Raw genomic sequence first — 25,618 nt, 5'->3', positions numbered from 1 at the left:
CGAACTGTCGAGTCCCCCTGGCCGGGGGATTCCGGTGTCGGATATCTTCATAGTGTTTCGGTGGTCATTGCGTTAGGGAAACGCCCGGTTACATTCCGAACCCGGAAGCTAAGCCTTTCAGCGCCGATGGTACTGCAGGGGGGACCCTGTGGGAGAGTAGGACGCCGCCGAACAATCATTGTGGGAAAGCCCCGCACCTCCTGGTGCGGGGCTTTCCTGTGTTTACGGGTCATTGCCATCGTCCTACCCCTGTGCATCCCGCGTCTGCGGCTGCGGGTAGGGTCAGGGAGCATCATCGGCACGTTCCGCACAGGAGGCCCCCGGGTGGAGGTCCAGGAGACCCGCGTCCAGACGGACCGGGTGCTCACCATCCCCAACATCCTCAGCATGGCGCGTCTCGTCGGTGTGCCGCTCTTCCTGTGGCTGATTCTCCGCCCCGAGTTCGGGGGGCCCAACAGTGATGGCTGGGCTTTGCTGGTGCTGATGCTGAGCGGCATCAGTGACTATCTCGACGGCAAGCTTGCGCGGCGCTGGAACCAGATCAGCAGTCTGGGACGGCTCCTCGACCCGGCTGCCGACCGGCTGTACATCCTCTCCACTCTCGTCGGGCTGACCTGGCGCGAGATTCTGCCCATCTGGCTCACCGCCGCCCTATTGGCCCGGGAACTGATGCTGCTGGTGATGGTGGGAATCCTCCGCCGTCACGGCTATCCTCCGCCCCAGGTCAACTTCCTGGGGAAGGCAGCCACGTTCAACCTCATGTACGCCTTCCCCCTCCTGCTCCTGAGTGACGGACGTGGGTGGCTTGCATCACTCGCTGCTATTTTCGGATGGGCGTTCGCGGGATGGGGTACAACTCTGTATTGGTGGGCAGGGATCCTCTACGTGGTCCAGGTCCGCCGCCTCGTCAAGGCGGATGCAGTGGCCGATTGACCTCGTCAATGCCGTGCCGAGCAGTGTTGCCGGCCGTGCATGACGCCACAGGGCCTCATTGGACGGGTCCAGTCGGCTAGACCGTCGTCTCTTCAAGGAGGACGCTTCCGACATGAAGGCCGTCGTGATGGCCGGTGGCGAAGGTACCCGACTTCGCCCAATGACCTCGAGCATGCCCAAGCCGCTCCTGCCAGTGGCCAATCGGCCGATCATGGAGCATGTGCTGCGCCTGCTCAAGCGGCATGGGCTCAGTGAGACCGTCGTAACCGTGCAGTTTCTCGCGTCACTCGTCAAGAACTATTTCGGTGACGGCGAAGAGCTCGGGATGGAGCTCACCTATGCCAATGAGGAGAAGCCACTCGGCACTGCGGGGAGCGTGAAGAATGCCGAGGAAGCGCTGAAGGACGACGCGTTTCTCGTCATCTCTGGTGATGCGCTCACCGATTTTGACCTGAGCGACCTGATCTCCTTCCACAAGGAGAAGGGCGCACTGGTCACGGTGTGCCTGACGCGAGTGCCGAACCCTCTCGAATTCGGTATCACCATCGTCGACGAAGAAGGAAAGGTCGAGCGCTTCCTCGAGAAGCCGACCTGGGGACAGGTTTTCTCGGACACAGTGAATACGGGCATCTATGTGATGGAGCCCGAGGTCTTCGACTATGTCGAGGCCGATGTTCCCGTGGACTGGTCCGGAGATGTGTTCCCGCAGCTCATGAAGGAAGGCAAGCCGATCTACGGCTATGTGGCCGAGGGCTACTGGGAGGACGTGGGCACGCACGAGAGCTATGTGAAGGCTCAGGCCGACGTCCTCGAGGGCAAGGTCGATGTCGAACTCGACGGGTTCGAGATCTCTCCCGGCGTGTGGGTGGCCGAAGGCGCGGAGGTCCATCCGGACGCCGTGCTGCGCGGCCCGCTGTATATCGGCGACTACGCCAAGGTCGAGGCCGATGTGGAGATCCGCGAGCACACCGTCGTCGGGTCGAACGTCGTCGTCAAGAGCGGTGCCTTTCTCCACAGGGCCGTGATCCACGACAACGTCTACATCGGTGAGCACTGCAACCTCCGCGGTTGCGTGATCGGCAAGAACACCGACATCATGCGCGCCGCACGTATCGAGGACGGCGCGGTGATCGGCGACGAGTGCCTCGTCGGTGAAGAATCGATCATCCAGGGCAATGTCCGGGTCTACCCGTTCAAGACCATCGAGGCCGGTGCCTTCGTCAACACCTCGGTCATCTGGGAGTCGCGTGGCCAGGCGCATCTCTTCGGCGCCCGCGGAGTGTCCGGAATCCTCAATGTGGAGATCACGCCCGAACTGGCCGTACGGCTGGCCGGTGCCTATGCCACCACCCTCAAGAAGGGGGCGACGGTCACGACGGCGCGCGACCACTCCAGGGGTGCCCGTGCGCTCAAGCGGGCCGTCATCTCCGCGCTGCAGGCCAGTGCCATCGACGTACGCGACCTGGAGAACGTGCCACTGCCCGTGGCCCGGCAGCAGACCGCCCGCGGCAGTGCCGGCGGCATCATGATCCGTACGTCTCCCGGAGTGCCGGACTCCGTCGACATCATGTTCTTCGACGAGCGCGGTGCCGACCTCTCGCAGGCCGGTCAGCGAAAGCTGGACCGCGTGTACGCGCGCCAGGAGTACCGGCGGGCGTTCCCCGGCGAGATCGGGGATCTGCACTTCCCGTCCAGCGTCTTCGACTCGTACACCGGATCCCTGCTGCGCAATGTCGACACCTCGGGCATTGCCGAGTCGGGCCTCAAGGTCGTCATCGACGCGTCCAACGGCAGCGCCGGTCTGGTGTTGCCCAGCCTGCTCGGACGGCTCGGCGTCGATTCCCTGGTCATCAATCCAGGGCTCGACGAGTCGAGGCCGACGGAGTCGGCCGACACACGACGCTCCGGACTGGTGCGGCTGGGCGAGATCGTGGCCTCTGCCCGGGCGGCCTTCGGGGTGCGTTTCGACCCCGTCGGTGAGCGGCTGTCGCTGGTCGACGAACGAGGGCGCATCATCGAGGACGACCGTGCCCTGCTGGTACTCCTCGACCTGGTGGCGGCGGAAAGGCGCAGTGGGCGGGTGGCGCTCCCCGTGACCACCACGCGGATCGCCGAGCAGGTCGCCGCGTACCACGGGACACAAGTGGAGTGGACGACCACCTCGCCCGACGATCTGACGCGTGTCGGGCGCGAGGAGACCACGATCTTCGGTGGAGACGGCCGTGGCGCCTTCATCATTCCGGAGTTCAGCAGTGTCTTCGACGGCTCGGCGGCCCTCGTACGGCTGGTCGGGCTCGTGGCCCGTACGCAGCTCACGCTGAGCCAGATCGATTCCCGCATCCCCCGGGCACATGTGCTGCGGCGCGATCTGGCGACGCCATGGGCGGTCAAGGGTCTGGTGATGCGGCGCGTCGTGGAGGCGGCCGGTGACCGGCATGTCGACACCACCGACGGTGTACGGGTGGTCGAGGCAGACGGCCGCTGGGTGATGGTCCTTCCCGATCCCGCGGAGGCCGTCACCCATTTGTGGGCAGAAGGGCCGGACGACACTTCGGCGCAGGCGCTCCTGGACGAGTGGTCCGCCGTCGTGGACAGCGCTGGTAACTGACATGTCACGGGTGTGCCGGGAGTTGTCAGCGGACGGCTTCCGGCACACCGGTGGGGCCATTCGGCGGTAACACCTGCGACATGCGACGATGTGCGGCATGTCGCAGCAGCCCCCCGTTCGGAGCACCGGCTCTCCACCCGCGCGTCCTGACGCGTCCATGTCGCTGCTGACGAACGTTACGGAGCACAGCCTCGACGACGGATACGCGGAGGCATCGGCGCGCAGGGAGGCCGAGGGCGGGGGTCTTCCCCGTACGCTGCGGGCCAAGCTCGGACTCGCGGCCGGCCTGGTGCTGGCAGCGCTCGTTGTGACCGTCGGAGCGGCGGAGGCGCGGATATCGGCACCGGTGGTGGCGAAGGAGCGCGAGGAGCTCATCGACCGGATCGACGCGGAGACCGCGGACGCCGACGCGCTGGAGCGGAGCGTCGACAAGCTCCGCGAAGAGGTGGGGAGCCGGCAGCGCAAGGCCCTCAAGACGCCGGGCGGGGAACAGGGAGCTCTCGTCGCGCTGCTCTCAGGTGCCACCGAGGTGGAGGGGCCGGGGGTCAAGCTCGTCGTCGACGACGCGAAGGGCACCGATCAGGGCGGCGGCGGGCCGCGTGAGAGCAGCGGTTTCAACGACACGGGCCGGGTGCGCGACCGCGACATGCAGCGGATCGTCAACGGGCTCTGGGAGTCGGGCGCCGAGGCCGTCGCGATCAACGGGCAGCGGCTGACCGCCCTGTCGGCGATCCGCGCGGCGGGTGACGCCATACTGGTCGACAACAAGCCGCTGGTACCGCCGTACACGGTGCTTGCGGTGGGGGACGGGAAGAAGTTGAGCACCGCGTTCCAGGACAGTGCCGACGGGCAGTATCTGCACGCGTTGCAGGAGAACTTCGGTATCCGCACCAGCATCTCCGCTGAGGAGAGGGTGCGCCTGCCGGCGGCGCCGAGCTTGATCGTACGTACAGCAGAGCCGAAGACCGCCGGCGCCGGGAAGGGCAACGGACAGGGCACGGCTGACACAGGGAAGGGCACATCGTGATCGCCGTACTGGGCCTCGTCGTCGGAGTCGTGGTCGGACTGTTCGTCCGGCCCGAAGTGCCGGCGGTGGTCGAGCCCTATCTGCCGATCGCCGTTGTCGCGGCTCTCGACGCGGTCTTCGGTGGCCTGCGGGCCATGCTCGACGGAATCTTCGTCGACAAGGTCTTCGTCGTCTCCTTCCTGTCGAATGTGGTGGTCGCCGCGCTGATCGTCTTCCTGGGCGACAAGTTGGGCGTGGGCGCCCAGCTGTCGACGGGTGTGGTGGTCGTGCTCGGTATCCGGATCTTCTCCAACGCTGCCGCGATCCGCCGGCACGTGTTCCGGGCGTGAGGCCGATGAACAGCGAAGTCAATCCCCAGGGTGAAGAGCACCCCAAGGGCGAGGAGCCGGAGTCGCAGACGCCGCCTGCCGACGGCACCGGCCCCAAGGACGCGGAGCCGGAGCAGCCGCGGCCGGGACAGCCCGAGCCCGAAACCCCCCAGCCCGAAAGTGCTGAGCCCCGAAGTCCCGAGCCCGAAAGGTCCGAGCGCGAAGAGCCCGAGCCCGCGCACCAGACCGGTCGCCAGCGGCTCGTCGCGCTGCTGTGGCCGCCACGGGTCAGCCGGGCTCAACTCATCGTCGCCCTCCTGCTGTTCGTCCTCGGTCTGGGCCTCGCCATCCAGGTCCGCTCCAACAGCGACAACAGCGCGCTGCGCGGCGCCCGCCAGGAGGACCTGGTGCGCATCCTCGACGAGCTCGACAACCGCACGCAGCGGCTCGAGGACGAGAAGCAGCGTCTTGAGGACCAGCGCACCGAGCTGGAGAACAGCTCGGACCAGGCCGAAGAGGCCCGCAAGCAGACCGCTCAGAAGGAGCAGCAGCTGGGCATCCTGGCCGGCACGGTCGCCGCGCAGGGTCCGGGCATCACGCTCACGATCGAGGACCCGTCCGGCACGGTCGAGTCGGACATGCTGCTCGACGCGATCCAGGAACTGCGCGCGGCGGGCGCGGAAGCGATCCAGGTCAACGACATCCGGGTCGTCGCGGACACCTATTTCACAGGAACCGGCGCCGACATCGAGGTGGACGGCAAACCGGTCAAGGCCCCGTACCGCTTCAAGGTCATCGGCAAGCCGCAGGATCTCGAGCCCGCCCTGAACATCCCGGGCGGCGTGGTCCAGACGCTGGAGAAGGAGCAGGCCACCGCCACGGTGTCGCGCTCAGAGAAGATCATTGTGGACGCCTTGCGACCCGCGAAGCGGCCTGACTACGCTCGGTCGTCCGCGCAGTGAGGCGGGGGTGCATGGTGCCCGGCGGACCAGGGCATGACGTTGCGGGGGGTCGGCACACAACAAGCGTGCCGCGTGGTGGAAACTGTCTGGTGGTTACGGACGTTGTGAAGATGTCCGGGTCGGCAGGTCTGATCATTGAGGGTTCGTCCTGCCCCACGGGCGGGTCTATTTCGGTCAAGGGGAATCGCCCGTGAAGTTGTTTGGGAAGTTGTTCGGCAAGAGCGCACGCGAGGACGGCGGCAACGCCCGGCATCGCGCGCCGCGCCATGGCGAGAGTGAGGAGCAGGGCGCGGAGCGGCCGCTCTTCCGGGATGAGGTAGCTGGTCCGGGCGGTGACATTTCGGGCGGTCAGGGCGCGTCGTCTGTTGACCCTGCCGGTTCCGGACGCATAGGTTTCGGGGAACCATCAACCTCAAGTACGGGTGGAGGGTTTGCCTCGGACCCGTACGCGACCAACCCCCACGCGGGGCAGCCGCGGCAGGAGGATCCGTCCATGTCGGCCCTGGTTTGTACGAGGTGCGGGCACCGCAATGCCGAGGCCAGTCGGTTCTGCTCCAACTGCGGTGCGCCGCTGCGTGGCGGGGCGCCCGCCGAGCGGGCTTCGGAGACGACCTCGACGATCTCCATCTCCGGACTCGAGGCGTACGACTCGGAGGTGACGGGTCAGACACAGCTTCCGTCGCTCTCACCCGAGGCTCAGGCCGCCGTCGACGCGCTGCCGCTCGGCTCGGCGCTCCTGGTGGTGCGCCGGGGTCCGAACTCCGGAAGCCGTTTTCTGCTGGACGGCGAGCTGACCACGGCCGGCCGTCACCCGCAGAGCGACATCTTCCTCGACGACGTGACCGTCTCGCGGCGTCATGTGGAGTTCCGCCGGGCACCGGACGGCCGCTTCAGCGTCGCGGACGTCGGCAGTCTCAACGGCACGTATGTCAACCGCGAGCGGATCGACTCCGTCGTCCTGTCGAACGGTGACGAGGTCCAGATCGGCAAGTACCGGCTGGTCTTCTACGCGAGCCAGCGGGGCGTGTAACCCTCCCCCAGATTCGTCCGGGGGGACCCCAGGAAGGCACATGCGGCGAACACCGACGGGCGGTGCCGGGCACGGCACCGCCACCGCGGGCGAGAGGCTGATGAGCATCGGTACGGTGCTCAGCCGGCTGCGCGACGAGTTTCCCGAAGTGACCATCTCCAAGATCCGTTTTCTGGAGTCCGAGGGGCTGGTCGAGCCGCGGCGTACCCCGTCCGGGTACCGCAAGTTCAGTCCCGAGGACGTGGAGCGGCTGGCTCAGGTGCTGCGGATGCAGCGGGATCACTATCTTCCGCTGAAGGTCATCCGTGAGCATCTCGACGCCCTGGGGCGCGGTGAGCAGGCTCAGCTGCCCGCGCAGAGCCCGCAGCGGGAACTGCTCGACGCCGCGTGGGAAGCCGGTGCCGACCGGCCGACGGCCGCACGGGTGGGCCGTCCCGAGCTCCTCGCGGCCGCTGACGTGAGCGAGGCCGACCTCGCCGAGTGGGAGTCGTACGGCCTGCTGGCGCAGGACGAGGACGGCGCCTACGACGCCGAGTCGGTGACGGTGGCCAGGCTGGTCGCGGACCTCGGCAGATTCGGGCTGGAGCCGCGGCATCTGCGGGCGATGAAAGCCGCCGCGGACCGTGAGGCGAGCCTGGTCGAGCAGGTGGTTGCACCCTTGCGGCGGCACCGTAATCCGCAGACCAGGGCGCATGCCGAGGCGACCACAAAAGAGCTCGCTGCCCTGTCCGTGCGGCTGCATGCGGCCCTGGTACAGACCGCTCTCGGGGTCCGGCTGCACTGATCATGGAGGAGCCCGACTACCCAAACCGGTCGGGCACGTCCTAGGGTTGCTGTGTGAACGAGCTCGACGTTGTGGGTGTCCGGGTCGAAATGCCCTCGAACCAACCGATCGTGCTCCTGCGTGAAGTGGGAGGCGACCGGTACCTCCCCATCTGGATCGGTCCCGGGGAGGCCACCGCCATTGCCTTTGCCCAGCAGGGCATGGCTCCGGCGAGGCCGCTGACGCATGACCTCTTCAAGGATGTGCTGGAGGCGGTGGGCCAGGAGCTCACCGAGGTGCGCATCACTGACCTGCGCGAAGGGGTTTTCTACGCAGAGCTGGTGTTCGCCAGTGGCGTCGAGGTGAGCGCCAGACCGTCCGACGCCATAGCGCTGGCCCTGCGCACGGGTACGCCGATCTACGGCAGCGACGGGGTCCTCGACGACGCGGGAATCGCCATCCCGGACGAGCAGGAGGACGAGGTGGAGAAGTTCCGCGAGTTCCTCGATCAGATCTCGCCCGAGGACTTCGGCACCAACAGCCAGTGACCGTTCGAACGGTCGGCGTCAGCGCATTCGAGTAGCCTTTCCCCGGATACGGGCACGAGAAACCACTCTCAGGGTGATTATCACTCGGCGTGGCGATCGTTGACGCACCCCTGGTGACTGCCTACCGTCGAGTCGGCAGGTCAAGGACGGAGGTCGGCGTGAGAAGCAGCGGCGACGGTACGGCCGGGGGCGTCCCCGGACGGAGTCTGGGGGAGGGCGGGCTGCATCCGCTTCACGAGAGTGCGGCCGACGCCAGGGAGACGATCGGCTACCGGGGTCCGACCGCGTGTGCGGCGGCGGGCATCACCTACCGCCAGCTCGATTACTGGGCACGCACCGGGCTGGTCGAACCGAGCGTGCGTCCGGCGTACGGATCGGGTACGCAGCGGCTCTACAGCTTTCGCGATGTGGTCGTCCTCAAGATCGTCAAGCGTTTCCTGGACACCGGCGTCGCACTGCAGAACATCCGCACCGCGGTACAGCATCTGCGGGAGCGTGGCGTCTCGGACCTGGAGCGCATGACGCTGATGAGCGACGGGGCCACCGTCTACGAATGCTCATCGCCGGACGAGGTCGTGGATCTGCTCCAGGGCGGCCAGGGGATTTTCGGGATCGCCGTCGGCGTGGTCTGGCGTGATGTCGAGGCGGCGCTGTCGCAGCTCCACGGCGAGCGGATCGACACCGGCGAGACGCTGATCGGCAACAATCCCGCGGACGAGTTGGCCAGGCGCAGACGCGACCGGGCCGTCTGAGCGGGGCCGTCCGAACCGGCCGTCCGGCGGCGCGGCGGGCGGCACCGCTGTGCCGGGGCCGATGTCAGTGGTGTAGGGCAGCATCGGAGTTGTGAGATCCGCGCCGACGATTCTGCATCTGGACATGGATGCCTTCTTCGCCGCTGCCGAGCAGGCGGCGAAGCCGAGTCTGCGCGGAAAGCCGGTGGTGGTCGGCGGACTCGGGCCGCGCGGGGTCGTGGCCACAGCCTCTTACGAGGCACGGCGCTTCGGGGTCCATTCCGCAATGCCGATGGCGCAGGCGAGACGGCTCGCGCCCAATGCCGCGTATCTCGTGCCGCGCTTCTCGCTCTACCGCACGGTCAGCGAGCAGGTGATGGAGCTGCTGGGCAGGCTCTCACCGCTGGTGGAGCCGCTGAGCCTGGACGAGGCGTTCGTGGACCTGGAGGCGGGCGGGGCCGCCGAGGACTCCGCGTCCGCCAGGGCGACGGGGGAGCGGCTTCGTGCGGAGATCCGCGCCGTCACTGGTCTTACCGCGTCCGTCGGGCTCGCCGGATCCAAGATGCTGGCCAAAATCGCCTCCGAGGAGGCGAAACCCGACGGTCTCGTGCTCATCGAGCCGGGTACGGAACGTGAGCTGCTCGGGCCGATGTCGGTGCGGACGCTGCCCGGCGTAGGCCCCGCGACGGGGGAGCATCTGCGCCGCGCGGGTATGACGACCGTCGCCGAGTTGGCGGAGGCGGGCGAGGACGAGCTCGTACGGCTGCTGGGCAGGGCACACGGGACCTCGCTGTTCCGGATGGCCATGGGGTACGACGACCGGCCTGTGGTGGCCGAGCGGGACACGAAGTCGGTGTCGGTGGAGGACACCTTCGATGTGGATCTCCATGACCGCGTGCGGGTGCGGTTCGAGGTGGAGCGGCTCGCCGACCGGTGTGTGCACCGGCTGCGGGCTTCAGGGCACTCCGGCCGGACTATCGTGCTGAAGGTGCGGCGATACGACTTCTCGACGCTGACGCGCTCGGAGACGCTGCGCGGGCCGACCGACGATCCCTCGGTGGTGCGGGAGGCGGCCGGGCGGCTTCTGGAGGCCGTGGACACGACGGGCGGGATACGGCTGCTCGGCGTGGGCGTTACCGGGCTCGCCGACTACACGCAGGAGGACCTGTTCGCCCAGGCCGCCGCCGACGAGCAGGCCGCCGCGGACGAGCAGGCGGGATCGGCGCATGAGGGAGCAGCAGCGGCGGAGAGCGACCATGGGGCCCATGGAGGCGGGGATGCGGCCGGTGCGGGCGCTGCGGAGCCCGTGGCACACGCGGAGCGGCACTGGGCGGCCGGACACGATGTACGGCATGCCCAGTACGGGGCGGGCTGGGTGCAGGGCAGCGGCATCGGGCGGGTCACTGTGCGGTTCGAGGAGCCCGGCTCGCCGCCGGGACGCGTCCGCACGTTCCGTGTCGACGACCCCGATCTCGAGCCCTCGGACCCACTTCCGCTGGTGCCGCTCCCCGAGCGGGAGCGGGAGCGGGAGCAGGAGCAGGAGCAGGAGCAGGAGGAGGGGCAGGGCCCGGGTCAGTCCTCCTGGCCTGCGACGCGGCCGAAGGAGTTGTCCCCCGACGGACTGGGCGTTTCTGGAGCCTCGGACAGGTCGAGGCCGTAGTGGTGGTAGAGCTGCAGCTCCTGCTCCGGGGAGAGGTGACGGCCGACACCGAAGTCCGGCGCGTCCTTGATCAGCGAGCGTTCGTACGGGACGTGCAGGGATTCGTCGACCACCTTGCTGGGCTCCAGCGGGACAAAAGCGTCCCTGCTGAACAGGCCGGTGCGCACAGCGGCCCACTCGGGCGCGCCCGTCGCATCGTCGAGATACACCTCGTCCACAGTCCCGATCTTGGTGCCGTTGCGGTCGAACGCCTTGCGGCCGATCAGGCTGCGCGGATCGATGTCGGTCTGCACGGTCCCTCCACTAGGTCGCAATCGCTGTTTAAATACTACAAAAGTGCACATCTAACCTGTCGGCCACTTGAGCGATCGATGCGAGACCGCGCTGGTACGCTGGCAGGCGGCTGCTGACCCCGTGCGGGAGAGTCCACCGGTGACACACCGGCGGCGCCGAAGGAGCAAATCCTCCCCGGAATCTCTCAGGCCCCCGTACCGCACGGATGAGGTCACTCTGGAAAGCAGGGCGGGTGTCGGACGGCATCCGCTCTCACCGACGGTGAAAGTCGGCGCGCCCGCGTGCCGGTGAAGCTCTCAGGTTGAGATGACAGAGGGGGAGGCCGTCCGGGCATCCGCGCCGCGATGCCCCTCGCCGGTCGTGTCAGACCAGGAGGCCTCCCAAATGACCGCCAACCGCATTCCGCTCTCCCAGCTGGAGCAGGGCATTCCCTTCGAACAGCGCCACATCGGGCCCGACGCAGAGGCCCAGGCCAAGATGCTGGCGCAGGTGGGGTACGGCTCGCTCGACGAGCTCACCGCAGCCGCGGTGCCCGATGTGATCAAGAGCGCGGAGGCGCTGAACCTCCCGGGTGCGCGCACCGAGGCCGACGTCGTGGCCGAGCTGCGCACGCTGGCCGACCGCAACCAGGTGCTGGCGCCGATGATCGGCCTCGGCTACTACGGCACCTTCACGCCGCCGGTCATCCTGCGCAATGTCATGGAGAACCCCGCCTGGTACACGGCGTACACGCCTTACCAGCCGGAGATCTCCCAGGGCCGCCTGGAGGCACTGCTCAACTTCCAGACGATGGTCGCCGATCTGACCGGTCTGCCCACCTCGGGTGCTTCGCTGCTCGACGAGGCCACGGCCGCTGCCGAGGCCATGTCGCTCGCCCGCCGTGTGGGCAAGGTCAAGAACGGCGTCTTCCTGGTCGACGCCGACGCCCTGCCGCAGACCCTCGCGGTGATCGAGACCCGCGCCGAGCCCACCGGTGTCGAGGTCGTCACCGCCGACCTGAGCGAGGGCATCCCCGCCGAGATCGCCGAGCGCGGCGTCTTCGGCGTACTGCTCCAGTACCCGGGCGCCTCCGGTGCCGTCCGTGACCTCAGGCCCGTCATCCAGCAGGCGCACGAGTTCGGAGCGATCGTCACGGTCGCAGCCGACCTGCTGGCACTGACCCTGCTCACCTCGCCCGGCGAACTGGGCGCCGACATCGCGGTCGGCACCACGCAGCGTTTCGGCGTCCCCATGGGCTTCGGCGGACCGCACGCCGGCTACATGGCCGTCCGCGAGAAGTTCGCCCGCAGCCTGCCCGGACGGCTCGTCGGCGTCTCCGTCGACGCGGACGGGAACAAGGCCTACCGCCTCGCGCTGCAGACCCGTGAGCAGCACATCCGCCGCGAGAAGGCCACCAGCAACATCTGCACCGCCCAGGTGCTCCTCGCTGTCATGGCCGGGATGTACGCGGTCTACCACGGCCCCCAGGGCCTGCGGTCGATCGCACAGCGCACCCACCGCTACGCGACGCTGCTCGCCGAGGGCCTGCGGGCCGGTGGCGTCGAGGTCGTGCACGGCTCGTACTTCGACACGCTCACCGTCCGGGTGCCCGGCAAGGCCGCAGATGTGCTCGCCGCCGCACGCGAGGGCGGGGTCAACCTCCACCTCGTCGACGCCGACACCGTCTCCATCTCCTGCGACGAGACCACGGGACGCACGGAGCTGAACGTGGTCTGGGCTGCCTTCGGCCTCGAGGGCGACATCGAGGCGCTGGACGAGACGACCGCGGACGCCCTCGCGCAGTCCCTGCTGCGGACGGACGACTACCTCACGCACCCCGTCTTCCACGAGCACCGTTCCGAGACGGCGATGCTGCGCTACCTGCGCAGGCTCGCGGACCGGGACTACGCGCTGGACCGCGGCATGATCCCGCTCGGCTCCTGCACCATGAAGCTGAACGCGACCACCGAGATGGAGCCGGTCACCTGGTCCGAATTCGGGCAGATCCACCCCTTCGCCCCGGTCGGGCAGGCCGCCGGATACCTCACCCTCATCCATGAGCTGGAGGAGCGCCTCGCCGAGGTCACCGGGTACGACGCGGTGTCCATCCAGCCCAACGCCGGTTCGCAGGGTGAGCTCGCGGGCCTGCTGGCCGTGCGCGCGTACCACCGCGCCAACGGCGACGAGCAGCGCACCATCTGCCTGATCCCGTCCTCCGCGCACGGCACCAACGCCGCCAGCGCCGTGATGGCCGGGATGAAGGTCGTCGTGGTCAAGACCGCCGACGACGGCGAGGTGGACATCGAGGACCTGCGCGCCAAGATCGAGCAGTACCGCGACGAGCTCTCGGTCCTGATGATCACCTACCCGTCCACGCACGGCGTGTTCGAGGAGCATGTCGCGGACATCTGCGCCCAGGTCCACGAGGCCGGCGGCCAGGTGTACGTCGACGGTGCCAATCTCAACGCGCTGGTGGGTCTCGCCAAGCCGGGCAAGTTCGGCGGCGACGTCTCGCATCTCAACCTGCACAAGACCTTCTGCATCCCGCACGGCGGCGGCGGTCCGGGAGTGGGTCCTGTGGGTGTCCGCGCCCACCTCGCGCCCTACCTCCCCAACCACCCGCTCCAGCCGACGGCGGGACCCGCGACGGGTGTGGGCCCGATCTCGGCCGCTCCCTGGGGCTCGGCGGGCATCCTGCCCATCTCCTGGGCGTATGTACGGCTCATGGGCGGCGAGGGCCTCAAGCGCGCGACACAGGTCGCCGTGCTCGCGGCCAACTACATCGCCAAGCGCCTCGAGCCGCACTACCCGGTGCTCTACACGGGTCCGGCGGGCCTCGTGGCCCACGAGTGCATCGTGGACCTGCGGCCGCTGTCGAAGGCCACCGGTGTCAGCGTCGACGACATCGCCAAGCGACTGATCGACTACGGCTTCCACGCGCCGACGATGTCCTTCCCGGTGGCCGGCACGCTGATGATCGAGCCCACCGAGAGCGAGGACCTGACCGAGATCGACCGTTTCTGCGACACCATGATCGCGATCCGGGGTGAGATCGAGAAGGTCGCATCGGGCGAGTGGCCCGCGCAGGACAACCCGCTCTGCAACGCCCCGCACACCGCGGCCGCGCTCGGCGGGGAGTGGGAGCACTCCTACAGCCGCGAGGAGGCGGTCTTCCCGGCCGGGGTGAGCGCCGCGGACAAGTACTGGCCGCCGGTGCGCCGGATCGACGGTGCGTTCGGTGACCGCAACCTCGTCTGCTCTTGCCCGCCGCTGGACGAGTACGAGAACTGACGGACGGCGACCAGCAGGCCGGGGCCTGCAAGGCGGCGCGCATGCGTCAGGGCCGGTGCGGAGATCAGTCTCCGTGCCGGCCCCTCGTCGTCAGAGCTCTACGCCGCGGTCACCACCTGTCGGTGCGGAGCGATGATCTGCCCGTCCGGTAGCAGCTCGCCGGTGTCCTCGAAGAGCAGGACGCCGTTGCACAGCAGGCTCCAGCCCTGCTCCGGGTGGTGCGCCACGAGACGCGCGGCTTCCCGGTCGGCTGAGTCGGATGTCGGGCAGGCTGGCTGGTGCTGGCACATGGCTGGGTTCTTTCGCTGCGTTGTGTCGACTGTGACTGTCCTGCGGCTCGATGAGGAGTTCATGGCCGCCCCCCGTATCTCTCGGTCCGATCCCAGTGTTGCCCCACGGGCGTCATTCCGCAGGGATTTCGCGGCAGCTCTTCTTACTGGTTAATGACGTATCACCCAGGCGGACGGTTCAGCTCAACTGCATTGTCCTTTCGGGTGGTTCGCAGTGGCCGGTATGGGCTAGTCCACCCGGCACAGAGTGCGCCCCGCGACCGGACGGTCACGGGGCGCGAAGGGGGTGCGAACAGGGCGCCTGCGGGGCGCTGGTCACGCGGTCGCGGTCAGGCGGGGGAGCCGAGCAGCGGGGTCGGAGTGAGGCGCAGAGTCATGACCGGAAGCAGATCGGAGACCTGGTGCGGCCGGTGCGCGGTGATGCCCGGAGGCGCCGGAGCCAGCGGTACCAGTATGTCGGTGGGGCGGGGCGTGCCGGTCCCGGCGTCGGCGTCCGTGTCGCCGTGCAGCCAGAGCGTCAGCATGTAGAGCTCGGGGATGGACAGGAGCCGGGGCTGGAAGTGGGTCCTCATCGACTCGGCCTGCCGCAGCGCCAGCTCGGTGGAGCTCAGATAGGGGCCTTCGAAGAAATGCGAGAAGGTCCAGCCGTCGGCGGTGAGCATCGTCTCCGCCGCGGCCACGGCGCGTTCGCCACTGCGGATGAGGAAGCGCCAGCCGGTGAGGCGGGTGTAGGGAGCACTGCTGCTCGGGACGATCTGATCCAGCACATGTACGGGAAGCGGCAGTTCGGGGCTCACAGATCCCTGGACGGACCTCAGAGCGGGTGTGCGGGCCTCGCGGACGGCGGTCGGGGAACCGAGTGCTGCGAGGACGCTGCGGAGGGCAGGCGCGGGGGCCGGGGGGACATGCAGCGGCATGATGGGTCGCCTCTCACTTCGGAGACACGTTTGAGCAGGGGCAGGTGCGGACGGCACTGTCAGCGTGGTGGGGTCAGAGGGGGCCGGAAACCCCACCGGGCGCCAACTCTCTGCCTCGTTCGCGGAGTTTATACGACACGTGTTCTCGCCATGTTTCCGCTAGCGGTCCCGCGTATTTCCGGCAAGGCGGAATCGGGTCTATTTGGTGCGAAGTATGTGCCGATTTCATGAGAGAGCAGCGTCACGGCCTGGGACTTTACCGTCGGCACGGTAGGCTGAATCCTCTCGGTGTTTTTCACCAGGCATCGGGCAGCGGAAACTGCGAACTGCGTCATGCCGAAGGAATGTGCCGCTCGGCCACTTCGTACACACTACCGGCAGCGAACTGTCCACGAGGCGTTATGGATCAGCCGGTGTGGGCATTATCGATCGTGACGTGATCGGCTGGTGCTGCGTGCGCCCACTCGAGGAGGGACGCTTCGATGGGGGAGAAGGTCTTGGCAGGCGGGTTCCAGCTCTCCGATCGACAGAAGTACCGGAGGAAGTTGCAGCAGTGCCTCGCGGGGCTGGGGAGACTGCTGGACGAGAAGCGGTTCGACCGGCCCAAGAATCTCATGGGCCTGGAGATCGAGCTCAATCTCGCCGGTTCCGACGGGCTGCCACGGATGATGAATGCGGAAGTACTCGAGCGTATCGCAAGCCAGGATTTCCAGACCGAGCTCGGAATGTTCAACCTGGAAGTAAATATTGTTCCGCACCGGTTGGGCGGACGGGTTCTGGATCAGCTGGCCGAGGAGTTGCGTACGGGCCTCGGATACGCCCACCGAAAGGCGGTCGAACTCGGCGCGGGGATCGTCATGATCGGAATTCTTCCGACGCTCGCCCAGGAAGACCTCGTCTCTGCGAACCTTTCGGACGTCGACCGGTACACGCTCCTCAATGACCAGATCGTCGCGGCCCGCGGCGAGGAATTCACACTCGACATCGACGGTGTGGAGCGGTTGACCTGCACCTCGGCGTCCATAGCGCCCGAAGCCGCCTGTACGTCCGTACAGCTGCACCTCCAGGTGACGCCCGCGAGATTCGCCGACGTGTGGAACGCCGCCCAGGTGGTGGCCGCCGTCCAGATCGCCGTCGGCGCCAACTCACCTTTCCTGTTCGGCAGGGAACTGTGGCGCGAGTCGCGGCCGCCCCTGTTCCAGCAGGCCACCGACACCCGGCCGCCCGAACTGCAGGCCCAGGGGGTCAGGCCGCGGACCTGGTTCGGCGAGCGCTGGGTGAGCTCGGCGTATGACCTCTTCGAGGAGAATCTGCGCTACTTTCCCGCTCTCCTGCCGATCTGCGACGCGGAGGAGGACCCGCTGCGGGTGCTCGACGACGGCGGGGTCCCCGGACTCCAGGAACTCGTGCTGCACAACGGAACCGTCTACCGCTGGAACCGCCCGGTGTACGGGGTCGTCGACGGCGTACCCCATCTGAGGGTCGAGAACCGCGTGCTCCCGGCGGGGCCCACGGTCACCGACGTGATCGCCAATGTCGCCTTCTACTACGGGCTGGTCCGCGCACTCGCCGAGGAGACCAGACCGGTGTGGAGCAAGCTGCCCTTCTCCGCGGCGGCCGAGAACTTCGACATCGCCTGCCGCCACGGCATTGACGCGGAACTCCGTTGGCCGCGCCCGGGCAGGGCGGGCGGCATCACGACGGTGCCGGCCGTCAAGCTCGTGCGGGACGAACTTCTGCCGCTCGCCGCGGCGGGACTCGACGCGTGGGACGTCGAACCGGCCGACCGCGACTTCTACCTCGGCGTTGTCGAAGAGCGGTGCAAGCGGCGCGTGAACGGGGCCACCTGGCAGGCGGACACCTATCACCGCGCGCTGGAGGCCGGGCTCGAACGGGAGGCCGCGCTGGCGGCCACCACCCGGCGCTACTGCGAGCTGATGCACCTGGGCGAGCCGGTGCACACCTGGCCTGTCGGCTTTCCCGGATCTCACTCCTGAGCGGTCCCCGCTCCTGGGCGGGCCCCCGCTTCCGGGAGGGCCGGTTGTGGCTGTGTACGCGCGGACGGGACCTGCCTGCGTCCTTCGCTCAGCCGTCCGGCAAGCTGTGACGTCCCGTGCGCTCGTGCCTCTCCTTGCATGATGAACAAGGAAAGGGGTCCGCGTCATCGCGATGACGCTCCTCCCCGGCCTGTCGCGCGCGATCTTCGCACCTGTATTCGAGACCCTGGCGGGGCGAGGATGGGGATGGGACGGGACGATGCAACTGGAGGCCGGTGTGCAGGCGGAGGCGGGACGCGTGGCTGATTCTCTTCCTCAAGAGGGCATGTCGCGAAGGATCTTGCGGTCCGAGACACTGCTCGTGCTGGCGATCTCATTGGGCGCGAGCGCAGTGTCGGCGCTGATCAGCTTTGTTGGGTCGCTGACGAAACCGGGCAGCCTGAAGCAGCAGGCGGCGACGCTGAACGGATCGTTCGCCCCGGGGCGGCCATGGCTCGATCTCGCCTGGCAGCTGTTCGACATCGCGACGGCCCTGGTGCCTGTTCTGCTCGTAGCCCATCTGCTGTTCCGGGAGGGCGCCGGGCTGCGGTCGATCGGCTTCGACCGCAGCAGGCCGTGGAGCGATCTCGGGCGCGGCGCACTGGTCGCCGCGGGGATCGGGGGCGCCGGGCTCGCCTTCTATCTGGCGACGCGCGCTCTCGGGTTCAGCCTCACGGTGGTGCCCGAGTCGCTGCCGGACGTCTGGTGGAAGTACCCGGTGCTGATTCTCTCGGCGATCCAGAACTCCGTACTGGAGGAAGTGATCGTCGTCGGATATCTGCTCCGCAGGCTGGGGCAGTTGGGCTGGAGCCCGATGGCCGCGCTGGTGGCAAGCTCCGTGCTGCGCGGCTCGTACCACCTCTACCAGGGCGTCGGCGGGTTTGTCGGCAACATGGTGATGGGCGTGTTGTTCGTGCTGCTCTACCGGCGATGGGGGCGGGTCGGGCCGCTGGTGGCGGCGCATGCGCTGCTCGACATCGTGGCCTTCGTCGGATACGGGCTGCTGGCGGGCAAGGTGGGGTGGCTGCCCACGCCGTGAGCGCGGTACGAGGGTGGGGCGTGCGGCCGGTGCCGTGCGCCCCTTTCTTCGTAGTCCTCGCGAGTCAGGGTGCCGTGAGCAGCTCGCCGTCGATGACGGTGACGGCATGGCCGGTCAGCCGGGTGCGCTCGCCGCGCAGGGAGGTGCGAACCAGGCCGGTGCGGGCGGAGGCCTGCAGCCCGGTCAGCTCTGTGCGCCCCAGCCGGGCGGACCAGAAGGGCGCGAGTGCTGTGTGGGCGCTGCCGGTCACCGGGTCCTCGTCGATGCCGACCCGCGGGAAGAAGCAGCGCGAGGCGAAGTGATAGCCGTTCGCCGGGTCCTCGGCGGCTGCCGTGGCGATGACGCCGCGCTCCGAGTGATGGGCCAGGGCGCGGATGTCCGGGGCCAGTGAGCGTACGGCCTGCTCGTCGGCGAGCTCGACGAGCAGGTCACCGATGTGCGGGCCGGTGTCGTGCGCCGAGAGGACGTCCGCGCCGAGTGCCTCGGAGATTCCGTCCGGGATCTTCAGGCGGGTGAGCTTCGCGGTGGGGAAGTCGAGCGTGATCGTGCCGGTCGTGTCGGTGGTCGCGGTCAGGACGCCGCAGCGTGCCGCGAAGCGCACCGTGCCGCTCGCCGCGCCGGTGGTGTGCAGCACATGGGCCGTGGCCAGCGTGGCGTGGCCGCACATGTCGACCTCGGTGGCCGGTGTGAACCAGCGCAGCGCCCAGTCGGCCTCGCCGCCGGCGGGGAGCGGGTGGGCGAAGGCGGTCTCGGCGTGGTTCACCTCCCTGGCCACGTGCTGAAGCCAGGAGTCCTCGGGGAACCGGTCGCAGTCCAGCAGAAGGACGCCGGCGGGGTTGCCGGTGAAGGGACGGTCGGTGAAGGCGTCGACTATTCGGATCCGCATCCCGTGACCGTAGACGTGCGACGAAGGCGCAGGCCAAGGCCAATTCGAGGTTGCTGGACCCATTGGTCGTTGCCAGCCGACACGTTCCGATATATCGTTGACGCATCGCGACAGATCAACGATGGAAGGAGCGTAGCGATGCGTTCACATGGACAGGGGCATGAACACGGTCACGGGCATGGGCACTGCGGGCCCGGCCATCAGGGTCGGGGCGACTTCGAGGGGCGGCGCGCGGCGTTCGGCCCGTTCGGGCCGCCGTTCGGCGGACCCTTCGGGGGCGGACGCGGTCGTGGAGGCGGCCGGGGAAGGGCGCGGCGCGGAGATGTGCGTGCCTCGATCCTGGCGCTGCTGAAGGACCGGCCCATGCACGGCTACGAGATGATTCAGGAGATCGGCGAGCGCAGCGGAGGGGCCTGGCGGCCCAGCCCGGGCTCGGTCTACCCGACGCTCCAGTTGCTTGAGGACGAGGGCCTGATCACCAGCGCGAGCGAGGGCGGCAAGAAGCTGTTCACGCTCACCGACGCCGGGCGTACCGAGGCCGAATCGGGGCCGGAGGCGCCGTGGGAAGAGGCCGGGCGCGGAATCGACTGGGACACGGTCAATGAGATCCGCCAGGCCGGGTTCGGACTGATGGAGGCCTTCGGCCAGGTCTGGAAGACCGGCAGTGCCGAGCAGCGGCAGAAGGCGGTTGCCGTTATCAACGAAGCCCGTAAGAAGCTCTATCTGATCCTCGCCGACGAGCACTGACTCATGGCATGTGAAGGGCCCCGCGCACGAGTGCGGGGCCCTTCACGTTGTTGTCCTGCCCGGCATCAGGTGACGAGTCCGCCCAGCTTGCGCAGCGACTCGTTGAGCGCGGCGGTCGCCGAGTCCTTCAGCTTGCCCGCCATCAGCGACACGGCGGCCCCGGTGAACTCTCCGTCGATGCGCACCTGTGTGGCGCTCCCGTCGGGCGTGAGGGTGTAGCGGTTGCCGACACTGACGCCCATAGGTCCCTTGCCCTTGATCCCCAGCACCCGGCCGGCCTCGAACTCGTCCACGGTCCAGGCGACTTCGGCCGGAAATCCCATGAGTTTCATGTTCTCGTCATAGGTGGCTCCCAGCTCCAGCGTCTGCGGCCCGCCGTTGGGGAAGCTGGTGTGGGTGGCGTTCCACTGGCCGTAGCTGGTGAAGTCCGTCAGCTGGGCCCAGACCTTCTCGGCCGGCGCCTCGATCCGGGCCTCGGCACTGACTTCGGCCATACGACCACCCCTTCATGTCGGGTTACGGTGTCGCGGAACGTAGCCGGACCTGCCCGAACATTCAATACTGATGAACAGTCAGGTCTGGATCGGGCAAGGCGGCGCGCCCCCTTGGGGGAGAAGTGGCGCGATCTCATCCGTAGGGAGGAGGAACCGGTCACGCATGCCCAACCTCCGTGGGAGGCGCACATGGGCCCTTGCGGGGACGCCCGGGCCCTGTGGAACTGATGGGCTGGGAGATGTGCAAAGCCCTGCCCCGCGGGTGCCCCGGCGGCCCGCAGCCACCCGTACGGACATCGATGCACGGCTCACAGTGGAGCTGGCCTCGGTGGTCGCGGGTGCGCGCCGCAGGGCCCTTCGTGACGGCGACCGTCAGGTCGACACGGCCCATCTGCTGCACTCACTGATCGAGTCGGACGCCGAGGTGCGTACGACGCTCGGCGACGGGCCGCAGGTCGCCCGCGTCCTCGGCTATCTCGTGCAGCGCAGCATCGGATACGGCCTGCGCTGGCAGGGGTCGGTGGAGGACTCGGGCACCCTTCCCGTCGTACGCGAGACGGACGGCGGGCTGTCGGGATGGTCGCCGGCGGCTGCCGCCGCGATGGGGGCCGCGCTGGAGCGGGCCGAACTGCGCGGCGAGGCACGGGCTGCGGGCATTGATCTGCTCGCCTGCCTCGCCGTGGATCGGGAGTGCCGAGCCGTGGAGGTGCTGCGGAGAGCCGGGATGGACCCGGCTGTGCTCGGCGGGCGGATTGCGGCCGGCTGACCGCCGGACGCAGCTCCAGGTATGGGCGTCTCGACATGTGTCACGGGGGTGACGGTCCTGTCGTGCACTGTCATGATGTGCCGATGCAAGCGTCGATGGGAAGAAACGCCGGCCTGGGACTCGCCCTGGGCTCGGCGTTCGCGTTCGGTGGATCGGGAGTGGCGGCCAAGCCGCTGATCGAAGCGGGTCTCGACCCGCTGCATGTGGTGTGGCTTCGCGTGGCCGGATCGGCCCTCGTTATGCTGCCGGTGGTCTGGCGCCACCGTGACCTCGTGCTGCGCAGGCCCGCCCTGCTCGTCGGCTTCGGGCTGCTCGCCGTCGCGGGCGTACAGGCCTGCTATTTCGCGGCGATCTCCCGGATCCCCGTCGGTGTCGCGCTCCTCATCGAATATCTCGCGCCCGCGCTCGTCCTGGGATGGGTGCGCTTCGTCCAGCGCAGGCCGGTCACAAGGGCCGCCGCGTTCGGCGTGGTTCTGGCCGTCGCCGGTCTCGCGTGCGTCGTCGAGGTGTGGTCGGGTGTCGGCTTCGACGTCGTCGGGCTGCTGCTTGCCCTGGCCGCCGCCTGCTGCCAGGTCGGCTACTTCGTCCTGTCCGACCACGGCGGGGACGGGGAGAACGCGGCGGACCCGCTGGGCGTCATCGCGTACGGACTGCTCATCGGCGCGGCTGTACTGACGCTGGTGGCGCGGCCGTGGGAGATGGACTTCTCGCTCCTCGGCGCGAACGCGGACATGGGCGGCACGCAGGTGCCCGCGGCGCTTCTCCTCGGCTGGATCGTCCTGATCGCCACGGTGCTCGCGTATGTCACCGGAGTCGTCTCGGTGCGCAGGCTCTCCCCGCAGGTGGCGGGCGTCGTGGCATGCCTGGAGGCGGTCATAGCGACCGTGCTGGCGTGGGTACTGCTGCGGGAGCATCTCTCGGTGCCGCAGATCTTCGGCGGTGCTGTGGTGCTGGCGGGCGCGTTCATCGCGCAGTCACAGGCTCCGAAGGCGCCGTCCGGACCGGTCGCCGGGGGTGGCCCCACCGATTCCGCTGTGCCCGAGGGACGGTTGTCGGCCCCGCACGCCGCCCCGTAGGGTGACGGCCATGCATTCGACCGTACTTCCGCCGCCTGCCGCTTAGCGCGGGCGGCCAGCCGTTGACGAAGACCGGGCTCGGGGTGTCCCCGAGTGGTCAGTCGCTGCCCGCGTGACGGAGCCGAGCGACCCACCATCCCGTTCTTCACACGGAGAAGTCACGTGTCGAAAATGTCCTCAACTCCCGCTGTCGGCGTGCCCGCACATGTGCCGGTGCCGGGCCCGCTGCCGAGCCTTGCGCCCGTCGGGCGGAGCCTGCTCTATCTGATCTTCGCCGGGGTCGCCTGGGGGACCGCGGGCGCGGCTGCCTCGCTGGTCTTCCAGGCGAGCGACCTCGGTCCTCTCGCGCTGTCGTTCTGGCGCTGCGCCGGGGGGCTGGTGCTGCTGCTGGGCGTGCTGGCGCTGCGCATGCGGCGCAGGACTGCCGTGCGCCGCCCCGCGGCCGGTGAACCCCGCCGTCGCCGGCTGCTGCGGATTGTGGCCACGGGTATCGGCCTCACCGTCTTCCAGAGCGCCTACTTCGCGGCCGTCGAGGTGACGGGGCTCGCCGTCGGCACGGTCGTCACGCTGGGCGCGGGCCCCGTACTGATCGCGGTGGGTGCGCGGCTGACGATGGGCGAGCGGCTCGGGCGCGGCGGCGTCATGGCGGTCACCGGGGCACTGTCCGGCCTGCTCGTGCTCGTACTCGGCGGCGGGGGCGGGACAGTACGGCCGGTGGGCGTCGCCCTCGCCGTGCTCTCCGCTGCCGGATACGCGGCGATCACCCTGCTGACGCGGTGGCTCGGACGCGGCGGTGGCGGCGGCGACTCGCTCTCCACTACGGCCTGGGCGTTCGCGATCGGAGCTGTGGGGCTGCTGCCGCCGGCGCTGGCGGAGGGGCTGCTCCCGCACACCGAGGAACTGGGGCGTGTGGTCTTGCTGCTCGCCTATGTGGCGGCGGTGCCCACGGCGCTTGCGTACGCCCTCTACTTTGCCGGGGCGGCGGTGGTCCGGGCCGCGACGGTCTCGGTGATCATGCTGCTCGAACCGGTGAGCGCGGCAGTCATCGCCGTGACGGTGCTGGACGAGCGGCTGACGGCGGCGACGGTGGCGGGGACGCTGCTGCTGCTGACGGCGGTGGCGGGGCTGGCAGTGGCGGAGACGCGCGTGGGGCGGCGGTAGGAGATGCGTGGGGTGGGGGCGCGGCCCCGACCCCCCGGGCTGAGAGCTCAGCTCCGCGTCAGGTAGGCCGGTACGCCGATCGACTCGTCCAGGTCCGCCGCCGGGAGGGGGGTTCCCAGGTTCGTGGTCACGGGGACCACCCCTGTCCAGTACGGGAGCGCCGTGTCCTCCGCGTCGTCGTTCGGGCCGCCCGTGCGGAGCTTGGCCGAGACCTCCGTCAGGTCCAGGCGCAGGACGGCCGTCGCCGCCAGTTCCTTCGGGTTGGCCGGGCGCGAGTCGAGTGAGCGGCCCGGGACCACATGGTCCACCAGGGCGTCCAGGGCCGTGCGCTTCTCCTTGACGTCCGTGACCTGGTGGGCCGTGCCGTGGACCACGACCGAGCGGTAGTTGATCGAGTGGTGGAAGGCCGAGCGGGCCAGGACCAGGCCGTCGACATGAGTGACCGTCAGGCATACGGCGAGGCCCGGATCCGGCTCACCCGCCATGCGGAGGGGGCGTGAGCCCGTCGAGCCGTGTATGTAGAGGCGGTCGTCGACGCGGGCGTACAGCGTCGGCAGGACAACCGGCGCGCCGTCACGGACGAAACCGAGGTGGCAGACATACGCCCCGTCCAGTATCGAGTGGACCAGCTCGCGGTCGTACGCCGCGCGCTCCTTGGCACGCGTCGGGACGGTGCGGTCGGTCGGCTCGTATGCGTCCGGCATTGCCTTCTCCATTGCACTAGTGCATAATGTCGTTTGTGCTAGGAGAGTATCGGATCGTAGGGCGCCGCGCATCGGAGATTGCCGCCAGCGTCGAGCGCGGGGTCGGCACGGGCGACCTCGAGCCGGGGCACCTGCTGCCGCCCATGCGGGAGTTGGCAGCGGAGCTCGGCGTCAACCCGAACACCGTCGCGTCCGCGTACCGGACCCTGCGCGAACGCGGGGTGATCGAGACCGCCGGACGTAAGGGCAGCCGAGTGCGCCCACGCCCGGCCGGCACCCCCCGCGGGACCATCGGGGTCGAAGCGCCCCCCGGAGTGCGGGACCTCGGCGAGGGAAACCCGGACCCCGCACTGCTGCCCCCGCTGCACGAAGCCCTCGCCGCCGCGGCCCGGCGCAATGCCCAGGAGCCCGGTCTGTACGGACAGGCCTCTGTCGACGCGGAGTTCGGGCGTCTCGCCCGAGCCGCGATGGACGCCGACGGGGTGCCCTATGGGCCGGTCGCCGTCACATCGGGGTCGCTGGACGCCATCGAGCGTGTACTTGCCGCCCACCTCAAGCCCGGTGACGCCGTCGCCGTCGAGGACCCAGGCTGGGGGAGTCTGCTGGATCTGGTGTCGACGCTGGGCCTGAAGCCCGTACCGGTCGGCCTCGACGACGAGGGGCCGCTGCCGGGCGAGGTGCGGCGGGCACTGACCGGCGGAGCCAGGGCGCTCATCGTCACCGACCGTGCCCAGAATCCCACCGGCGCAGCCGTGAGCAGGGCACGCGCGCGTGAACTGCGCGCGGTACTTGCCCAGTTCCCCCACACCCTGCTCATCGAGGACGACCACGGGCACGCCATCGTCGATCTGCCCCTGTACCCCCTCGCGGGGCCGACGGGCAGCTGGGCGCTCGTACGCTCCACGGCCAAGGCGTACGGCCCGGATCTGCGCGTCGCCGTGCTCACGGGCGACGCCGTCACCGTGGATCGCGTGATGGCCCGGCAGGGGCTCGGACCGGGCTGGGTCAGCAGGCTGCTCCAGCGCGCGGTCGTCCAGCTGTGGACGTCCGGAGCTGTGGATTCCCGGGAGGTCGCACGCTCCTACGGGCAGCGCCGCGACGCGCTCGTACAGGCCCTCGCAGAGCGCGGTGTCCAGGCCCGCGGCCGCAGCGGCATGAACGTCTGGGTGCCCGTGCCCGACGAGACCGGAGCCGTGACCCGGCTGCTGCGCGCGGGGTGGGCTGTGGCGCCGGGGGCCCGCTTCCGGATGTCGTCGCCGCCCGCCGTGCGGCTCACCGTCTCGGGCCTGGCGATGGACGAGATCGGGCAGGTTGCCGACGCGGTCGCCGCGGCGGCCGGCCCGCCGCCCGCGCGCAGCTACGGCTAGG

Annotated in this window: 24 protein-coding genes, 1 rRNA gene and 1 riboswitch; of the genes, 19 read left to right on the top strand and 6 right to left on the bottom strand. The window is 69.0% G+C overall.

All coding sequences use genetic code 11. The features are described 5' to 3' along the window. The first annotated feature begins 56 nt into the window (after nucleotides 1-56). The 11 genes from rrf to FBY35_RS23325 all read left to right on the top strand — a co-directional run bounded on the left by rrf (nucleotide 57) and on the right by FBY35_RS23325 (nucleotide 10,570). Nucleotides 57-173, top strand: a 5S ribosomal RNA gene (rrf, locus tag FBY35_RS23380). Nucleotides 174-324: 151 nt separating this feature from the next. After that, complete coding sequence (locus FBY35_RS23375) at nucleotides 325-933, top strand: CDP-alcohol phosphatidyltransferase family protein (protein ID WP_142215949.1); 609 nt, start codon at nucleotides 325-327, stop codon at nucleotides 931-933. Nucleotides 934-1,045: 112 nt separating this feature from the next. Beyond that, nucleotides 1,046-3,541: a mannose-1-phosphate guanyltransferase gene (locus FBY35_RS23370; protein WP_142215948.1), complete on the top strand. Its 2,496-nt coding sequence runs from the start codon at nucleotides 1,046-1,048 to the stop codon at nucleotides 3,539-3,541. Nucleotides 3,542-3,638: 97 nt separating this feature from the next. Beyond that, entirely contained in the window at nucleotides 3,639-4,568 is a 930-nt protein-coding gene (locus FBY35_RS23365) for a DUF881 domain-containing protein (protein WP_142215947.1), read from the top strand. Then, entirely contained in the window at nucleotides 4,565-4,897 is a 333-nt protein-coding gene (locus FBY35_RS23360) for a small basic family protein (protein ID WP_031069011.1), read from the top strand. Before FBY35_RS23365 ends, FBY35_RS23360 begins: the two co-directional genes overlap by 4 nt. Before the next feature lie 5 nt (nucleotides 4,898-4,902). Then, nucleotides 4,903-5,838 carry a DUF881 domain-containing protein gene (locus tag FBY35_RS23355; RefSeq protein WP_186357045.1) on the top strand — a complete coding sequence of 312 codons (936 nt, stop codon included), beginning with the start codon at nucleotides 4,903-4,905 and terminating at the stop codon, nucleotides 5,836-5,838. 148 nt (nucleotides 5,839-5,986) lie between these two features. After that, the gene (locus tag FBY35_RS23345; RefSeq protein ID WP_260848952.1) at nucleotides 5,987-6,868 is read left to right on the top strand and encodes an FHA domain-containing protein; all 882 of its coding nucleotides are present in this window, start codon (nucleotides 5,987-5,989) and stop codon (nucleotides 6,866-6,868) included. Nucleotides 6,869-6,908: 40 nt separating this feature from the next. Beyond that, nucleotides 6,909-7,652 carry a MerR family transcriptional regulator gene (locus FBY35_RS23340; protein ID WP_142215944.1) on the top strand — a complete coding sequence of 248 codons (744 nt, stop codon included), beginning with the start codon at nucleotides 6,909-6,911 and terminating at the stop codon, nucleotides 7,650-7,652. A gap of 53 nt (nucleotides 7,653-7,705) precedes the next feature. Further along, nucleotides 7,706-8,179 (top strand): bifunctional nuclease family protein, encoded by a 474-nt coding sequence (locus FBY35_RS23335; protein WP_006123076.1) that lies wholly within the window; start codon nucleotides 7,706-7,708, stop codon nucleotides 8,177-8,179. A gap of 158 nt (nucleotides 8,180-8,337) precedes the next feature. Next, a complete protein-coding gene (locus FBY35_RS23330) occupies nucleotides 8,338-8,931 on the top strand; it encodes a MerR family transcriptional regulator (RefSeq protein WP_142215943.1) in 594 nt (197 codons plus the stop codon). A gap of 91 nt (nucleotides 8,932-9,022) precedes the next feature. Further along, nucleotides 9,023-10,570, top strand: a complete 1,548-nt coding sequence (locus tag FBY35_RS23325) for a DNA polymerase IV (protein WP_142215942.1) — start codon at nucleotides 9,023-9,025, stop codon at nucleotides 10,568-10,570. Here the strand turns inward: FBY35_RS23325 and FBY35_RS23320 are convergent. Next, nucleotides 10,483-10,863 (bottom strand): PRC-barrel domain-containing protein, encoded by a 381-nt coding sequence (locus FBY35_RS23320; RefSeq protein ID WP_186357044.1) that lies wholly within the window; start codon nucleotides 10,861-10,863, stop codon nucleotides 10,483-10,485. The two genes, FBY35_RS23325 and FBY35_RS23320, sit on opposite strands and share 88 nt — an antisense overlap. Before the next feature lie 114 nt (nucleotides 10,864-10,977). Continuing rightward, nucleotides 10,978-11,074: riboswitch (glycine riboswitch) on the top strand. 174 nt (nucleotides 11,075-11,248) lie between these two features. Between FBY35_RS23320 and gcvP the strand changes: the two genes are divergently transcribed. Beyond that, a complete protein-coding gene (gcvP, locus tag FBY35_RS23315) occupies nucleotides 11,249-14,134 on the top strand; it encodes an aminomethyl-transferring glycine dehydrogenase (protein WP_142215940.1) in 2,886 nt (961 codons plus the stop codon). A gap of 98 nt (nucleotides 14,135-14,232) precedes the next feature. On the opposite strand, the gene FBY35_RS23310 is transcribed toward gcvP, so the two are convergent. Both FBY35_RS23310 and FBY35_RS23305 read right to left on the bottom strand, forming a co-directional pair. Further along, on the bottom strand, nucleotides 14,233-14,424 hold the full coding sequence (locus FBY35_RS23310; RefSeq protein WP_313904704.1) for a DUF5999 family protein: 192 nt from the start codon (nucleotides 14,422-14,424) through the stop codon (nucleotides 14,233-14,235). Nucleotides 14,425-14,753: 329 nt separating this feature from the next. Further along, the gene (locus FBY35_RS23305) at nucleotides 14,754-15,341 is read right to left on the bottom strand and encodes a hypothetical protein (protein WP_142215938.1); all 588 of its coding nucleotides are present in this window, start codon (nucleotides 15,339-15,341) and stop codon (nucleotides 14,754-14,756) included. Between the two features lie 482 nt (nucleotides 15,342-15,823). Here FBY35_RS23305 and FBY35_RS23300 point away from each other — a divergent pair, with 482 nt between their 5' ends. Both FBY35_RS23300 and FBY35_RS23295 read left to right on the top strand, forming a co-directional pair. Then, nucleotides 15,824-17,338 (top strand): glutamate-cysteine ligase family protein, encoded by a 1,515-nt coding sequence (locus FBY35_RS23300; RefSeq protein ID WP_142215937.1) that lies wholly within the window; start codon nucleotides 15,824-15,826, stop codon nucleotides 17,336-17,338. A gap of 259 nt (nucleotides 17,339-17,597) precedes the next feature. After that, complete coding sequence (locus FBY35_RS23295; RefSeq protein ID WP_399209472.1) at nucleotides 17,598-18,416, top strand: CPBP family intramembrane glutamic endopeptidase; 819 nt, start codon at nucleotides 17,598-17,600, stop codon at nucleotides 18,414-18,416. A gap of 64 nt (nucleotides 18,417-18,480) precedes the next feature. On the opposite strand, the gene FBY35_RS23290 is transcribed toward FBY35_RS23295, so the two are convergent. Then, complete coding sequence (locus FBY35_RS23290; RefSeq protein WP_142215936.1) at nucleotides 18,481-19,302, bottom strand: PhzF family phenazine biosynthesis protein; 822 nt, start codon at nucleotides 19,300-19,302, stop codon at nucleotides 18,481-18,483. 138 nt (nucleotides 19,303-19,440) lie between these two features. Between FBY35_RS23290 and FBY35_RS23285 the strand changes: the two genes are divergently transcribed. After that, nucleotides 19,441-20,049: a PadR family transcriptional regulator gene (locus FBY35_RS23285; RefSeq protein ID WP_142215935.1), complete on the top strand. Its 609-nt coding sequence runs from the start codon at nucleotides 19,441-19,443 to the stop codon at nucleotides 20,047-20,049. A gap of 65 nt (nucleotides 20,050-20,114) precedes the next feature. On the opposite strand, the gene FBY35_RS23280 is transcribed toward FBY35_RS23285, so the two are convergent. Then, entirely contained in the window at nucleotides 20,115-20,543 is a 429-nt protein-coding gene (locus FBY35_RS23280) for an SRPBCC family protein (protein WP_142215934.1), read from the bottom strand. 241 nt (nucleotides 20,544-20,784) lie between these two features. Between FBY35_RS23280 and FBY35_RS23275 the strand changes: the two genes are divergently transcribed. The 3 genes from FBY35_RS23275 (at nucleotide 20,785) to FBY35_RS23265 (ending at nucleotide 23,546) form a co-directional block, all read left to right on the top strand. Beyond that, nucleotides 20,785-21,309, top strand: coding sequence for a Clp protease N-terminal domain-containing protein (locus tag FBY35_RS23275; RefSeq protein WP_186357043.1), 525 nt, complete (start codon nucleotides 20,785-20,787; stop codon nucleotides 21,307-21,309). A gap of 83 nt (nucleotides 21,310-21,392) precedes the next feature. Continuing rightward, complete coding sequence (locus FBY35_RS23270; protein ID WP_142215933.1) at nucleotides 21,393-22,385, top strand: DMT family transporter; 993 nt, start codon at nucleotides 21,393-21,395, stop codon at nucleotides 22,383-22,385. 171 nt (nucleotides 22,386-22,556) lie between these two features. Continuing rightward, nucleotides 22,557-23,546 (top strand): DMT family transporter, encoded by a 990-nt coding sequence (locus FBY35_RS23265; protein ID WP_142218120.1) that lies wholly within the window; start codon nucleotides 22,557-22,559, stop codon nucleotides 23,544-23,546. A gap of 47 nt (nucleotides 23,547-23,593) precedes the next feature. Here FBY35_RS23265 and FBY35_RS23260 read toward each other — a convergent pair whose 3' ends face one another. Beyond that, on the bottom strand, nucleotides 23,594-24,262 hold the full coding sequence (locus FBY35_RS23260) for a pyridoxamine 5'-phosphate oxidase family protein (protein WP_142215932.1): 669 nt from the start codon (nucleotides 24,260-24,262) through the stop codon (nucleotides 23,594-23,596). A 23-nt stretch (nucleotides 24,263-24,285) separates the two neighbouring features. Here FBY35_RS23260 and FBY35_RS23255 point away from each other — a divergent pair, with 23 nt between their 5' ends. Further along, nucleotides 24,286-25,617 carry an aminotransferase class I/II-fold pyridoxal phosphate-dependent enzyme gene (locus FBY35_RS23255; RefSeq protein WP_186357042.1) on the top strand — a complete coding sequence of 444 codons (1,332 nt, stop codon included), beginning with the start codon at nucleotides 24,286-24,288 and terminating at the stop codon, nucleotides 25,615-25,617. Nucleotide 25,618 lies beyond the last annotated feature (1 nt).

This window comes from Streptomyces sp. SLBN-118 (genome assembly GCF_006715635.1).
Classification (GTDB): Bacteria; Actinomycetota; Actinomycetes; order Streptomycetales; family Streptomycetaceae; genus Streptomyces.
The sequence above is the reverse complement of the archived record's forward strand: the minus strand, read 5'-3'. Positions and strand labels throughout refer to the sequence as shown.

Coding starts and splice junctions, on each gene's coding strand:
- FBY35_RS23270 (WP_142215933.1), top strand. CDS start 21,393: ATGCAAGCGTCGATGGGAAGAAACGCCGGCCTGGGACTCGCCCTGGGC.
- FBY35_RS23300 (WP_142215937.1), top strand. CDS start 15,824: ATGGGGGAGAAGGTCTTGGCAGGCGGGTTCCAGCTCTCCGATCGACAG.
- FBY35_RS23290 (WP_142215936.1), bottom strand. CDS start 19,302: ATGCGGATCCGAATAGTCGACGCCTTCACCGACCGTCCCTTCACCGGC.
- FBY35_RS23355 (WP_186357045.1), top strand. CDS start 4,903: ATGAACAGCGAAGTCAATCCCCAGGGTGAAGAGCACCCCAAGGGCGAG.
- FBY35_RS23285 (WP_142215935.1), top strand. CDS start 19,441: ATGCGTTCACATGGACAGGGGCATGAACACGGTCACGGGCATGGGCAC.
- FBY35_RS23295 (WP_399209472.1), top strand. CDS start 17,598: ATGCAACTGGAGGCCGGTGTGCAGGCGGAGGCGGGACGCGTGGCTGAT.
- FBY35_RS23370 (WP_142215948.1), top strand. CDS start 1,046: ATGAAGGCCGTCGTGATGGCCGGTGGCGAAGGTACCCGACTTCGCCCA.
- FBY35_RS23365 (WP_142215947.1), top strand. CDS start 3,639: ATGTCGCAGCAGCCCCCCGTTCGGAGCACCGGCTCTCCACCCGCGCGT.
- FBY35_RS23310 (WP_313904704.1), bottom strand. CDS start 14,424: ATGTGCCAGCACCAGCCAGCCTGCCCGACATCCGACTCAGCCGACCGG.
- FBY35_RS23340 (WP_142215944.1), top strand. CDS start 6,909: ATGCGGCGAACACCGACGGGCGGTGCCGGGCACGGCACCGCCACCGCG.
- gcvP (WP_142215940.1), top strand. CDS start 11,249: ATGACCGCCAACCGCATTCCGCTCTCCCAGCTGGAGCAGGGCATTCCC.
- FBY35_RS23260 (WP_142215932.1), bottom strand. CDS start 24,262: ATGGAGAAGGCAATGCCGGACGCATACGAGCCGACCGACCGCACCGTC.
- FBY35_RS23305 (WP_142215938.1), bottom strand. CDS start 15,341: ATGCCGCTGCATGTCCCCCCGGCCCCCGCGCCTGCCCTCCGCAGCGTC.
- FBY35_RS23265 (WP_142218120.1), top strand. CDS start 22,557: ATGTCCTCAACTCCCGCTGTCGGCGTGCCCGCACATGTGCCGGTGCCG.
- FBY35_RS23280 (WP_142215934.1), bottom strand. CDS start 20,543: ATGGCCGAAGTCAGTGCCGAGGCCCGGATCGAGGCGCCGGCCGAGAAG.